This is a genomic window from Exiguobacterium sp. s191, from assembly GCF_018618955.1.
In the GTDB taxonomy this organism is placed as follows: domain Bacteria; phylum Bacillota; class Bacilli; order Exiguobacteriales; family Exiguobacteriaceae; genus Exiguobacterium_A; species Exiguobacterium_A abrahamii.
In genome coordinates this window covers 1-12,952 of the sequence record NZ_JACSNC010000001.1, presented here as the reverse complement: position 1 = coordinate 12,952, position 12,952 = coordinate 1, and the positions used below count along the sequence as shown (strand labels likewise).

General features: G+C 46.4%; 9 protein-coding genes, 15 tRNA genes and 2 rRNA genes. 1 reads left to right on the top strand and 25 read right to left on the bottom strand.

The annotated features are described in order from the left end of the window. Window positions 1-27: 27 nt before the first annotated feature. The 4 genes from KNQ09_RS00130 to KNQ09_RS00115 are packed head-to-tail and all read right to left on the bottom strand — an operon-like array spanning window position 28 to window position 6,220. On the bottom strand, window positions 28-2,451 hold the full coding sequence (locus KNQ09_RS00130; protein WP_214857018.1) for a glycogen/starch/alpha-glucan phosphorylase: 2,424 nt from the start codon (window positions 2,449-2,451) through the stop codon (window positions 28-30). A gap of 28 nt (window positions 2,452-2,479) precedes the next feature. Continuing rightward, window positions 2,480-3,931 carry a glycogen synthase GlgA gene (gene glgA, locus KNQ09_RS00125; protein WP_029340919.1) on the bottom strand — a complete coding sequence of 484 codons (1,452 nt, stop codon included), beginning with the start codon at window positions 3,929-3,931 and terminating at the stop codon, window positions 2,480-2,482. Window positions 3,932-3,945: 14 nt separating this feature from the next. After that, on the bottom strand, window positions 3,946-5,046 hold the full coding sequence (gene glgD, locus KNQ09_RS00120; protein WP_023467325.1) for a glucose-1-phosphate adenylyltransferase subunit GlgD: 1,101 nt from the start codon (window positions 5,044-5,046) through the stop codon (window positions 3,946-3,948). Between the two features lie 13 nt (window positions 5,047-5,059). Next, the gene (locus KNQ09_RS00115; protein ID WP_214857016.1) at window positions 5,060-6,220 is read right to left on the bottom strand and encodes a glucose-1-phosphate adenylyltransferase; all 1,161 of its coding nucleotides are present in this window, start codon (window positions 6,218-6,220) and stop codon (window positions 5,060-5,062) included. Between the two features lie 206 nt (window positions 6,221-6,426). Between KNQ09_RS00115 and KNQ09_RS00110 the strand changes: the two genes are divergently transcribed. Further along, complete coding sequence (locus tag KNQ09_RS00110) at window positions 6,427-8,202, top strand: transglycosylase domain-containing protein (RefSeq protein ID WP_214857014.1); 1,776 nt, start codon at window positions 6,427-6,429, stop codon at window positions 8,200-8,202. A gap of 1 nt (window position 8,203) precedes the next feature. Here the strand turns inward: KNQ09_RS00110 and KNQ09_RS00105 are convergent, their stop codons facing one another. The 21 genes from KNQ09_RS00105 to KNQ09_RS00005 all read right to left on the bottom strand — a co-directional run. Then, entirely contained in the window at window positions 8,204-8,770 is a 567-nt protein-coding gene (locus KNQ09_RS00105) for a DUF5366 family protein (protein WP_029340917.1), read from the bottom strand. 247 nt (window positions 8,771-9,017) lie between these two features. Then, window positions 9,018-9,491: a tRNA (uridine(34)/cytosine(34)/5-carboxymethylaminomethyluridine(34)-2'-O)-methyltransferase TrmL gene (gene trmL, locus KNQ09_RS00100; RefSeq protein ID WP_023467320.1), complete on the bottom strand. Its 474-nt coding sequence runs from the start codon at window positions 9,489-9,491 to the stop codon at window positions 9,018-9,020. Window positions 9,492-9,494: 3 nt separating this feature from the next. After that, window positions 9,495-9,974 (bottom strand): methylated-DNA--[protein]-cysteine S-methyltransferase, encoded by a 480-nt coding sequence (locus tag KNQ09_RS17525; RefSeq protein WP_214857012.1) that lies wholly within the window; start codon window positions 9,972-9,974, stop codon window positions 9,495-9,497. Then, window positions 9,949-11,109, bottom strand: a complete 1,161-nt coding sequence (gene queG, locus KNQ09_RS00090; RefSeq protein ID WP_064300395.1) for a tRNA epoxyqueuosine(34) reductase QueG — start codon at window positions 11,107-11,109, stop codon at window positions 9,949-9,951. The genes KNQ09_RS17525 and queG overlap by 26 nt, the downstream gene beginning before the upstream one ends. Window positions 11,110-11,198: 89 nt before the next feature. Next, window positions 11,199-11,269, bottom strand: a tRNA-Gly gene (locus tag KNQ09_RS00085). A gap of 38 nt (window positions 11,270-11,307) precedes the next feature. Then, window positions 11,308-11,378: transfer RNA gene (locus tag KNQ09_RS00080), tRNA-Gly, on the bottom strand. A gap of 4 nt (window positions 11,379-11,382) precedes the next feature. Continuing rightward, a tRNA-Leu gene (locus tag KNQ09_RS00075) sits at window positions 11,383-11,463 on the bottom strand. 36 nt (window positions 11,464-11,499) lie between these two features. After that, a tRNA-Cys gene (locus KNQ09_RS00070) sits at window positions 11,500-11,573 on the bottom strand. A 6-nt stretch (window positions 11,574-11,579) separates the two neighbouring features. Next, window positions 11,580-11,654, bottom strand: a tRNA-Gly gene (locus tag KNQ09_RS00065). A gap of 8 nt (window positions 11,655-11,662) precedes the next feature. Further along, window positions 11,663-11,734 (bottom strand) — tRNA-Gln (locus tag KNQ09_RS00060). Between the two features lie 10 nt (window positions 11,735-11,744). After that, a tRNA-His gene (locus KNQ09_RS00055) sits at window positions 11,745-11,817 on the bottom strand. A gap of 9 nt (window positions 11,818-11,826) precedes the next feature. Further along, a tRNA-Trp gene (locus KNQ09_RS00050) sits at window positions 11,827-11,897 on the bottom strand. Between the two features lie 4 nt (window positions 11,898-11,901). Next, window positions 11,902-11,985: transfer RNA gene (locus tag KNQ09_RS00045), tRNA-Tyr, on the bottom strand. Between the two features lie 31 nt (window positions 11,986-12,016). Further along, window positions 12,017-12,092 (bottom strand) — tRNA-Phe (locus KNQ09_RS00040). 7 nt (window positions 12,093-12,099) lie between these two features. Further along, window positions 12,100-12,175, bottom strand: a tRNA-Asp gene (locus tag KNQ09_RS00035). 8 nt (window positions 12,176-12,183) lie between these two features. Next, window positions 12,184-12,257, bottom strand: a tRNA-Met gene (locus tag KNQ09_RS00030). A 10-nt stretch (window positions 12,258-12,267) separates the two neighbouring features. Next, a tRNA-Glu gene (locus KNQ09_RS00025) sits at window positions 12,268-12,342 on the bottom strand. A gap of 21 nt (window positions 12,343-12,363) precedes the next feature. Continuing rightward, window positions 12,364-12,454, bottom strand: a tRNA-Ser gene (locus KNQ09_RS00020). A 26-nt stretch (window positions 12,455-12,480) separates the two neighbouring features. Next, a tRNA-Asn gene (locus KNQ09_RS00015) sits at window positions 12,481-12,555 on the bottom strand. 6 nt (window positions 12,556-12,561) lie between these two features. Further along, window positions 12,562-12,677 (bottom strand): 5S ribosomal RNA (gene rrf, locus KNQ09_RS00010). A 102-nt stretch (window positions 12,678-12,779) separates the two neighbouring features. Further along, window positions 12,780-12,952, bottom strand: a 23S ribosomal RNA gene (locus tag KNQ09_RS00005); the annotation flags it as partial.

Genomic DNA, 12,952 nt, shown 5'->3' with positions numbered 1-12,952 from the left:
CAGAAACATCTGTCAGTGTCTTTTTGTTCAGAGTTGAATCGGTTTGATGTTCCAGATCGCATTCGCATACTCTTTAATCGTTCGGTCACTTGAAAACACACCTGACCGCGCAATATTAAGAATGACGCGTTTATACCATTCTTCTGGTTGCTGATACATCCGATCAATTCGTTCCTGCGCTTGTTGATACGACATGAAGTCTTTCAGGATCAGATACTCATCATTATACGTCAATAATGAATCGTAAATCGCTTGGAATTCACCTGGAGCAAATAAGGTTCCATCAACTAGACTATCAATAATCCGTCGTAGCTCGGGTTGAGCATTGTATTGATCGTATGCACTGTAACCACCGTACTGCTTATAATTCATGACTTCTTGCGGTGTTAAGCCGAAGATGAAGATGTTCGCATCCCCGACCTCGTCTCGAATTTCGATGTTCGCTCCGTCGAGCGTTCCGATTGTCAGTGCACCATTCATCATGAACTTCATGTTGCCGGTTCCAGAGGCTTCATAACTTGCAGTCGAAATCTGTTCACTGACGTCACTTGCCGGGAAGATTTTCTCAGCAAGCGATACACGATAGTTTTCTAAGAAGACGACTTTCAAGTACGGACTGACGTCTGGATCATCGTTAATCAAGCGTGCCAATGCATTAATGTAACGAATGACTTCTTTTGCATAATGATAGCCTGGCGCCGCCTTTGCACCAAAGATGAATGTCCGCGGTGTCATCGTGAAGGAACGGTCTTCCTTCAGACGATAGTAGAGCGAATGAATGTGTAACGCATTCAAGAGTTGACGTTTGTACGCATGCAATCGCTTGACTTGAACATCAAAAATCGAGGTTGGGTCCACGACGATACCGGTTTCTTTTTCAATGAGCAACGCTAATTCTTCTTTACGCTGAAGTTTGATCTCGGCGATGTCCTTCTGTAATGCTGAATCCTCTGCCCATTTCGTCAACTTTTGCAAATCGGACGGATGCTGAATCCAACTATCCCCGATTGCTTCTGTCACACGATTTGCCAGTGCTGGATTCGATGAGAGGAACCAGCGACGATGTGTAATTCCGTTCGTCTTATTATTAAAGCGAAGCGGAAACATCTCATAAAATAGTCGCATCTCGCGCTGCTTCAGAATCTCAGTATGAATCTGAGCGACACCATTCGTCGAATGCGTGCCGACGACAGCCAGATTCGCCATGTTGATCCGGTCATCCGCGATGATGGCGATATCTCGCATATGCGCTTCCATGTGTGGATAGTTTGCAAGCACATCCTTACAGAAGCGTCGGTTGATTTCCTCGATAATGAGGTAGATGCGCGGTAACAAGCGACGGAACAAATCGATCGGCCAGCGCTCGAGTGCTTCTGACAGTAACGTGTGGTTCGTAAACGACATGACACTCTTCGTGATGCGCCATGCTTCTTCCCAGCCAAATCCTTCTTCATCGACAAGAATCCGCATCAACTCTGGAATCGCGACGACCGGATGTGTATCGTTGATATGGATAGCGATATGGTTGCCGAGTTGCTTCAATGAATGATTTCGCTTTTTAAAGGACGTTAAGATACTCCGTAATCCAGCAGAGACGAAGAAATATTGTTGCTTTAGACGCAGCTCTTTTCCTTCATACGTCGTATCATCCGGATACAGAAACTCTGAAATCGTCTGAATCGATTGTTTATGTGCCAGTAAATCTTTATAGTTCCCACGGTATTGGCTAAGTAATTCATCATCATCAAGTGGAGACTCAGCACTCCAAAGTCGCAGGTTATTGACGACATTGTTTTGATAGCCGACGATCGGCATATCGTACGGAACAGCACGGACGATTTCAGCCGGTTCATGATGGACGCGATATCCATCACCGACCTCTTCAAGCCAAACGTGTCCACCGAATGGAACATCGACCGTTTTATCAGAACGTCTGATTTCCCACATGTTCCCGTTCTTCAGCCAGTTATCCGGTAACTCGACTTGATAACCATCAATGATTTTTTGCTTAAACAGACCGTACTGATACCGGATTCCGTTCCCGTGTCCAGGCAGACCCAGCGCAGCCAGGGAATCGAGGAAACACGCCGCGAGACGACCGAGCCCTCCGTTCCCAAGTCCAGGTTCCGGCTCTTCTTCTGTCAAATCACTGAGCTGATATCCGAGTTCGTCAAGTCCCCGTTCCACATCCTTTAAGACATCAAGACTCAATAGGTTGTTATGCAGGAAACGTCCGAGTAAAAACTCGAGTGAAAAGTAATAGACTTGCTTACTTTTTTTATGGATATACGTTTCCTTCGTTCGTAACCAGTCGGTCGTGACCGTCTCACGTACCAGATAGGCAAGTGTCTGATAGATATCGTTTTCTGTTGCTTCTGTTATTGCCTTGCCATGCATCGAAACGAATCGTTCCGTAAACCTCTCCTTGAACTTCTCTTTATCTTTGAACATGACGTAACCCCTTTTCCCAGTGATACGATCAAGTGGCGGACGGTGCAATCAAACGATATAAAGCCAAGTATTCGTCGGCTGAACGCAACCAACTGAAGTCCTCATTCATCGCTGTCTCAATCAAATGCTCAAAGACTGGTCGATCATGATACACCTCAATCGTACGTTTAATCGCTTCTAAAAACTCATGTGCATTATAATTCGCGAACGAGAATCCATTTCCTTCTAACGTGAACTGATTGAACGGTTTAACCGTATCACGGAGCCCACCTGTTTCCCGAACGACCGGTAAACAGCCATACTTCATCGAAATCAACTGACTGAGACCACACGGTTCAAAACGCGAAGGCATCAAGAAAGCATCACTTCCTGCATAGATCCGTTGTGCGAGACCAACGTCAAATCCGATATAAGAAGCGATTTTGTCTGGACGAATCGATGTCGCATGATGGAACAACCCTTCATATTCCGCTTCACCCGATCCGAGAATGATGAACTGCGCATCGAGTTCGAACAAGTCTGGTAAGATATGCGCGAGTAAATCGATTCCCTTTTGGTCGACAAGACGAGAAACGAAACCGAACAGTGGTACGTCCGGATTGATCGGGAGACCTAGTTCCTCTTGTAAGGCAGCCTTGTTTTTTGCTTTTCCTTCCGTGACGGTATCAACGGAATACGTCTCAACGAGATGCGTATCATGAGCAGGATCAAATTGACGATAGTCGATTCCGTTCAAGATTCCACGCACGTCGACAGCGCGATGTTGCAAGACCGGCTCAAGTGTCTCACCGTAATACGGATCCATGATTTCATCACGGTACGATGGACTGACTGTCGTGATTTGATTGGAGTGGACAAGTCCTGCCTTCATGTAATTGACGAGACCGTTATGAGCGATCCCATCCGCTGTGAAATGTTCATGACTCAAACCAAGTAAGTCACCGAGCACTTCTTCCGGGAAGACACCCTGGTACTGTAAGTTGTGGATCGTAAAGACCGTTTTAATATCTTGATAGCGCTCAAGATGCTGATAATGGATGCGTAAGAACGCTGGAATCACACCTGTTTGCCAATCGTGACAATGGATGACATCCGGTACTTCCTTTCGATCCAGATGTTGAATCATCTCAAGGACAGCACGTGAGAAATACGCAAACCGTTCCGCATCATCGTAATGTCCATAAATGACGCCATCCCGTTTGAAGTAGTACTCATTATCGATGAAATAGAACGTCACACCATCTTGTTTCAATCGGAGGACAGCACCAAATTGCTGGCGCCAGCCGACCGGTACGATGAAGTCGAATAAAAACTCCATCTCTGATTTGTATTGCTCCTTGATCTGACCGTAATTGGGTAAGACGACTGAAACGTCCGCCCCTTCCTCAGCAAGCGCTAAAGGGAGCGAGCCGACGACGTCAGCTAGCCCCCCTGTCTTGATGAAGGGTGTCGCTTCCGTGGCAGCAAACCATACCTTCATGAATGACATCTCCTTTAAACGATTGTTTGTTTTTTGATGACGATTGGTTCTTCTGCCGTTCCGCGGATGACTTGACCGCGTTTGACGGTGACTTCTTTATCGAGAATCGCGTACTCAACGACCGCGCCTTCTTCAATGACTGATTTTTGCATGATGATCGAATTCTTGACACGAGCGTGTTTACCGACTTTGACACCACGGAACAAGATGCTGTCCGTCGTCGTTCCTTCTAATTTACAGCCGTTCGCGACAAGTGAGTTCTTGATGTCAGAACCCGGTAGATAACGTGTCGGTGGCTCATGCTTGATTTTCGTATAGACGTGCTGGAAGTCATTGATTGCTCCCCATTGTTCAAGCAACAGCATGCTCTCACGATAGTATGAACGAAGCGAGTGAATGACTTGTGATGTACCACTGTACTCATAACCGTGCACGTGTAGACGGTTCAGTTGCGAACGAATGATACTCTGAAGTAAATCGTACTCACCACGAGCAATCGCTTCATCAATTAAACGAACAAAGAGATTTTTCGATAGAACGACCGTCTCCATGTAGAACGTCTCATCCGTCGGCTGGAATCCGCGTGATCCAATCGCTGTCACGCGATTCTGTTCACCAAAACGGATCGGGCGGCAGTATTTACAAGGTAGTTCACGCTTCGTATAGACGACCGTAATATCCGCATTCGATTCTTTATGTTCACGTAATACATCGCGATAATCCACCGCGGATAAGATGTTTGAACCAGAGACGACGACATAGTTTTCCTTACTGCGAAGGAAAAAATCACGGTGAAGGTGGAAGTTCGATAGATCCCCACGGAACTCGTTCGCATCTTGTGACAATGCAGGTGGGAAGATATAGAGTCCACCGTTTGAACGGTCAAGATCCCACTCTTTACCAGATCCAAGATGGTCCATCATGCCACGATATTTCTCGAGCGTAAAAATCCCGATGTTCGCGATATCGTTTTGTACCATGTTCGTTAATGTAAAATCGATCAACCGATAACGCCCTGCAAATGGAACTGCCGCTAAGTTACGATGCTCCGTCAATTCCTTGAAAAAGCCTTCTTCCCCACTCAGATTGATGACACCTAATAAATCGACCTTCATTCGAATATCCCCCTTATTGAATCGCTTCTTTGATGACTTCGTTCTTCTTGACGATACTTTCTGCTTCAATGACGAAAACTTCTCCGTCTGGAGAACCGATCGTTGCGCCATCTTCTACGATCACACCGTCTGCTAAGATCGCCCGATGAATCGTGACGTCTCGTCCGATTTTGACGTTCGGGAAGATGACCGAGTCTTTGACGAGTGATCCTTCTGCTACGTCGACACCATGGAAGAGAACCGAATGATTGATTTCACCTTCGATATGACATCCTTCATTGATGATTGATGTCTCGACTGTCGCAGCATTCCCGATATATTGTGGTTGCTGATTCGGGTTGACCGAATAGACTTTCCAAGAAGGATCATATAAATCAAACTCTGGTTCTGCCGTCAACAAGTCCATATTCGCTTCCCAGAGCGATTGAATCGTTCCGACATCTTTCCAGTATCCTTTAAATTTATAAGCACGAATATTGAGGTTTTCAAAGAGCATGTTCGGAATGATGTTCTTACCGAAGTCAAAGCTTGATTCCGCATCGCCAGCATCTTGAATCAAATGGCGTTTTAATACATCCCAGTTAAAGACGTAGATTCCCATCGATGCAAGATTCGATTTTGGATTCTGTGGTTTTTCTTCGAATTCATTAATCCGGAGATCATCATCCGTGTTGAGAATTCCGAACCGTGGTGCTTCTTCCCATGGTACTTCACGAACAGAGATTGTTACGTCCGCTCCGCCAAGACGATGCTCTTCAATCATCTGTTCATAATCCATTTTATAAATATGATCGCCCGATAAGACAAGAACATAGTCAGGGTCAAATTGGTTGATGTAACTCATGTTTCGATAAATGGCATTTGCCGTTCCTTCATACCAGTTCTTTCCGTTTTGCGCCTGGTAAGGAGGTAGAATCGTCAAACCACCGTTACGTCGATCTAAATCCCATGCACTCCCGATTCCGAGATAGCGGTTTAATTCAAGTGGTTCATATTGCGTCAATACACCAACTGTATCGATTCCTGAGTTCGTACAGTTCGATAGTGGGAAATCAATGATCCGGTACTTTCCTCCAAATGCAACAGCTGGTTTTGCAGTATGTTTCGTTAAAGCTCCCAGACGTTTCCCTTCTCCGCCTGCAAGTAACATCGCAACGACATTCTTTTTAGCCATTTCGTCCCCTCCATTTATGCTCTTTTTTTTCAGACAATTCGCGTTGTAAAATCCACAGATACTTCTATATACCCAATCTTTTCTCTTTTTAATATAACATTCCTGCAAAATAGGTTTATTAAAATACAAAAATCGAAAAAAAATCTATTGATTTCTCCATAAAAGACCGATAATAGGAATGAAATGGCTTTTTGAAAGGAGTTCTCATGCGAATTACGACAGGATATCTCGTCTTACTTGGTCTTACGATGATGCTTCTGTTTTCCTTATTTTCAATTAAAGATGAGTTAAAAACAGCACGCACACTTTTTTTCTGGGCCGATGAACAGACGACACGACATCCACTGACCTCCTACCAACCAATCACCGTAACCTATGAAAACAAACGGGTCGAGCTCTATGACGGATTGCGACGGGATGACTTAACACCTCGAACATTGCCGAAAAAAGTCGAGCAAGCGTTTGTTGCTATCGAAGATCAGCGTTTCTATCAACATGACGGATATGACATCACAGGAATCTTACGCGCGTTTACGAAAAACCAGTCTGATTCTAAATCTCAAGGTGGCAGTACGATCACACAACAACTAGCAAGAATGACATATCTAACAAACGAAAAAACATATACTAGAAAAATAAAAGAGTTGCTAATTGCTGTGTCTTTGGAGCAAAAATATTCGAAAAAAGAACTGATGACAGCGTATGTCAATCAAGCCTATTTCGCGAATAATATTTATGGCATCGAACTTGCCGCAAAATCCTATTTCAATAAGCCGGCACGTGAGTTGAGTTGGTCTGAAATCAGTTTTCTGACAGCAATTCCGAATAATCCTTCTCTTTATGACCCGCTGCGCTTTCCTGAAAACACAAAAAAACGTCAGCAACGAATCGTTCAAGCGTTAATACGCGATCGTGTACTGACGAAAGATTTTGCTATTTCTCGTGTGTCGCCTCGATCCTATAAACCGAGTGTCCCTTATCCGGACTATATCGATGCCACCGTTCAAGCTGCCGTTCGGATGACCGCTCAAAAAAAGGGTTGGAGTGAGAAGCTTGCTGCAGAATATCTGCATCAACAAGGTGCGGTCATCTCGACATATCTCGACTCAGCAGAACAACGACGGGCTAAGGAAGCTCTTCGCAATCTACCCAACCCGATTGAGGGGGCTTATGTTGGCATCGACGGACAAACACACGGAGTCACAGCTCTTGTCGGCTACAAATCGAATTTGACAGGTCAGTTCAACCGAGCAGTGCAGTCGTACCGACAACCTGGTTCAGCCATCAAACCGTTACTTGTCTACGGTCCTTACCTTGAGAAGACGAAAGCCCGCTTGTCGAGCACGTTAGACGGTAGTCCCGTCTGTATCGATGGCTACTGTCCGTCAAATAGCGGAAATCGAATTCTCGGACAAGTAACGATTGCCGATGCGATCGCTTACTCCTATAACACACCAGCAATTCGAGCATTTGCTGTCTCTTTCCGGGAAGGATTGAAGTCCATCCGTCCATTCCAGTTTAGCCAATGGACACGTGAGGATGATGCCTTTACGAGTGCCCTAGGTGGGTTGCAATACGGGATCAGTCCATATGAACTGACGAACGCTTATTCCGTATTCGTCAATGACGGGATCTATCGACCGGCATCGATGATCAAAAGTATTACGCTTAAAAATGGAACGGTCGAACGACCACAAGAAAAAGAACAACGGATTTGGTCCAGTCAGACGAACCGGGAATTACGGGCTGGTTTAAAGAATGTCATGACGTATGGAACGGGACGCAAAGGATATGATTCCTCTGCGCGCTATATCGGAGGAAAAACAGGAACGACGAACGATAACAAAGACATGTGGTTCGTCGGTATTAAAAATCAACATATCGGAGGGATTTGGCTAGGGGCAGATCGCCCGCGTCCCTTCCCTGTTGAGGCGAATGCAACGTTACAAGTCCAGACGTGGGCGACGATTTTACGTCCTTAAGTCAACTCGGAAATAAAATCGCTTCCCCGAACGAATTGAATAAAGTCAGACCGACCCACGATAGACCAGCAAGCAGAACACCCCAGGCTAAGAAAGAAAAGATAATCAAACCGACGGCTCCTGCTGCACTCGTCATTTTACTAATTTGTACCGTGTAAAAGATAAAATAGATAAAAAAAGACACAAGCAACACGATTCCGACATGCAAGAAGGACGTCATGAAGGCAAAGCTGACACAACCTCCGATAAGTAACAGAATACTACCCGGACGTAACATGCCGAGTGTCGTACCCTCTTGTTCCTTGATAAAAAAGGCAAAACCGAGCTGATTGATCGTATCTGACAATAGTTTAAGTGAACTAAAGATCATGAAGTAAACGATCAAAAAACCAAGCCAAACGACAAGCTTCGTATCGCGTGCCGTCAAGAGTTGCAGTAGTTCATCGTACACGCCGACTTGATCGAGCCAATGTAATGCAAGTTCCGTCGTTGCAATCGCAAGGGACGTACTAAATAACAAGATGCTGATCAGCGGAGCATAACTTAATAGGTAAACATTCGTACGCATGTGGAGTCTCCATTCATAGAAAATTCATATGTAGCACACAATTTCACTTACAGGTATACTATAATAGATTATATCGGTTCAAGAGACTGAAGGGGGAAACAAAAATGGCATTTATCTTAATGGTCGGCGTAAGTCTTGCGTTTTTGACAGCAATCTTCACTGCAGGCTACAACAAAAAACCTGAAGGTAACGAATAATTCATAAAAGCTCCATCCTACTTCAGGATGGAGCTTTTGCTTATCTTACGTTACAGAAGTCCTGCATAGCCTTGCTGACGCAATGCTTCATAGACGATGATCGCTGCCGTGTTCGAGACGTTCAGTGAGCGAACGAGATTCGATTGGGGTAGACGGATACAACGCTCTGCGTTCGCATCGATGACTTCAAGCGGTAATCCTTTTGTTTCCCGACCAAAGACGAAGAAATAATCCTGTTCAACATCCGATAAGTCAATTTGGCTCGGGTACTGTTCTCCATATTTCGTAATATAGTAGAAAATACCTTCCGGATGCTTCTCCCACAGTTCTTCTAACGAATCATGGTAACGGACATCGACGAATTCCCAGTAATCAAGACCTGCACGTTTAAGCTGCTTATCGTCCGTCGAGAAGCCGAGCGGTCGGATCAAGTGAAGGACGGAATGCGTCGCTGCACATGTGCGTGAAATATTTCCTGTGTTTTGAGGAATCTCCGGTTGATACATAACGACATGAATAGCCATGGTTCAATTCTCTCCTATCTCATGCGCTAAAAGCGCTTCTTTATGGGCAATCCCACTTGCAAAACCCGTCAGTTTACCAGTCGCCCCTATGACACGGTGACACGGATAAATTAACGCAATCGGATTCCGGTTCAAGGCACCACCAACGGCTCGTGCTGCCTTTGGTTTCCCGATCATTCGAGCCAGTTCACCGTAACTGATCGTCTGACCAAACGGAACGGTTCGTAAAGCTTGCAACACTTGCTCCGCAAACGGTGTGACACGCAACTGACAAGGAAGTGTATCAAGCGCTTGTCGATCGCCTCCTGCGTAACGATCAAACGCCATGCGCCAAGCTTTCGGTAATTCACCGTCGTCGGTTTCTTCTTGCAAATAGGTTCGAGCACGCTCTTCATTCAATCCAAAATCGAGATACACGATTTGCTCTTTTTCCCATGCGACGAGCAATGTACCAAACTCATAAGTGAGCTGTTGAAATGGCATCTGCTTCCCCCCACTCCTCAAGTAACCGTTGTCCTTCTGTCTGCACATCCACTGCAGTATCGGCTAAAAGACGTGATTCGATATATGACTTTTTTTCAATTCCACCAATTCGACCGACTGCCCAGAGTGCAAGCGCCCGCATGTCTTCCCTGGCATCCGTTTCTGTCATTAACCGTAGCGCCTCAATCGCGCTCTTGTCTCGATAATGGACGAGCGCACAAATCGCATTACGCTGAATCGGCTTTTTTCCACGCCATGCGCCAGACAACGTACCGAACCGGCTCTTGAACTCACGGTTACTCATGGATAAGAGTGGAACTAAGAGCGGTTTGACTTGTTCTGGATCCGGCTGCAGTTCAGCGTGATGTGTCGCATTCTTCTTCCGGTTATACGGACATACTTGCTGACACGTATCACAACCGTATAGACGGTTCCCAAGCGCCATTCGGAATGGTTCTGGTAGTAATGTTTTCGTCTGCGTCAAAAACGAGATACACCGTTTAGCGTCGATGACGCCAGGTTCAACAAGCGCATCCGTCGGACAAGCGTCGATACACTTATTGCATGTCCCGCATAATTCTTCGACTGGCTGATCAGGCGGTAGGACGATATCTGTAATCAGTTCACCAAGATAGAGATAGGATCCGTGCTCCTCACTGATGATCGAGCAGTTTTTCCCACTGAATCCGATACCTGCTCGTTCTGCTACTGCTCGATCGACGAGTTCTCCTGTATCGACCATGGAGCGCGTCCTTGCACCTGGACTCAATTCTTGAATTTTTTCTTCAAGTAACGTCAAGCGTTGTCGCAACGCCTGGTGATAATCCAGTCCCCAGGACGATCGACAAAAAATCCCCCGTCGCTCCCCTTCCTTGCCACGAGGTGCATTTTTGAGAGTACTTGGATACGCGACCGCAATGGCAATGATCGAAGCAGCATCTTCTACGAGTAACGCAGGAGTCGTTCGTAGATCGAGATCGGGCTCTTCGAAACCAGAAGCAAATCCTTTCTCCTGTTGTGCTTGGAGTCTACGTTTTAAAACAAGAAACGGATCAGCCGTCGTCACCTTCAGCTCATCGATTCCAATCTCTGCTGCGTACTCTTGTAAAGCCAATTTCAATTGTACACCATCCATCACGATCTACTCCTTTCCTCTTTAAAATCCCATTCCTAAACAAAAAGAGCAAAGTGTCAGCGAAAACGACACATTGCTCTTTTTTAGTAAGCGGGTGAAGGGAATCGAACCCTCGTCATCAGCTTGGAAGGCTGAGGTTTTACCATTAAACTACACCCGCATGATCAGGTGAAACATCAGATTGTGTAAAAAGTATAAAGCGGGTGAAGGGAATCGAACCCTCGTCATCAGCTTGGAAGGCTGAGGTTTTACCATTAAACTACACCCGCAAGATACCGGTGGTCGGAATCGAACCGACACTCCAAAGGAACACGATTTTGAGTCGTGCGCGTCTACCAGTTCCGCCACACCGGCACAATCTCTTGCAAAACTATTTAATTGAGAAATAGTTGGAGGCGCCAGTCAGAATCGAACTGACGATAAAGGAGTTGCAGTCCTCTGCCTTACCACTTGGCTATGGCGCCACTCATTGGAGCGGAAGACGGGATTCGAACCCGCGACCCCGACCTTGGCAAGGTCGTATTCTACCACTGAACTACTTCCGCTTGAAAAGCTGGGCTGGAAGGGATCGAACCTTCGCGTGCTGGAATCAAAATCCAGTGCCTTACCACTTGGCTACAGCCCAATAATAAGAGGGCGACTGATGGGAATTGAACCCACGAATGCCGGAATCACAATCCGGTGCGTTAACCACTTCGCCACAATCGCCATGGTAAACAGGGGCAGCAGGAATCGAACCCGCGCTGACGGTTTTGGAGACCGTAGTTCTACCGCTAAACTATGCCCCTATGGTGGTGGGGGGGGGCGGATTCGAACCGCCGAACCCGAGGGAGCGGATTTACAGTCCGCCGCGTTTAGCCACTTCGCTACCCCCCCACAAATGGGAAAATCATGTTGTTGATAAAGATGGTGGCTTTGGACGGAATCGAACCGCCGACACAAGGATTTTCAGTCCTTTGCTCTACCAACTGAGCTACAAAGCCTTAACAATGGCGGTCCTGACGGGATTCGAACCCGCGATCTCCTGCGTGACAGGCAGGCATGTTAACCGCTACACCACAGGACCGTATGTAATTGCGGGGGCCGGATTTGAACCGACGACCTTTGGGTTATGAGCCCAACGAGCTACCAGACTGCTCCACCCCGCGACGCTATAAATGGTGACCCGTACGGGATTCGAACCCGTGTTACCGCCGTGAAAGGGCGGTGTCTTAACCGCTTGACCAACGGGCCATTATGAATTGAAAGTGATGATGGCGGAGAGCAAGGGATTCGAACCCTTGAGACGCTTTTGACGCCTACACGATTTCCAATCGTGCTCCTTCGGCCACTCGGACAGCTCTCCATTGTACGTGGTGAAGAAGTAATAAATGGCTCCGCAAGTAGGATTTGAACCTACGACCTACCGGTTAACAGCCGGTTGCTCTACCGCTGAGCTATTGCGGAACGATCGCCTGGCAGCGTCCTATCCTCACAGGGGGAAGCCCCCAACTACTTTCGGCGTTCAAGTGCTTAACTTCCGTGTTCGGCATGGGAACGGGTGTGACCACTTGGCTATCGCCACCAGACATTTATTATCTTAACATTATGTTCACATAACGTCAAGACTTTTTTTCGTTTTTTTGAAAGGCTCGCGCCCTCAAAACTGAAGTCATCAACAATGCATCTGCTAGAACAAGGCCTCGACCGATTAGTATCACTCAGCTCCACATGTCACCATGCTTCCACCCGTGACCTATCTACCTCATCGTCTCTGAGGGGTCTTTCTTGATTACTCAAAGGGAAATCTCATCTTGGAGGGGGCTTCATGCTTAGATGCTTTCAGCATTTATCCCGTCCGCAC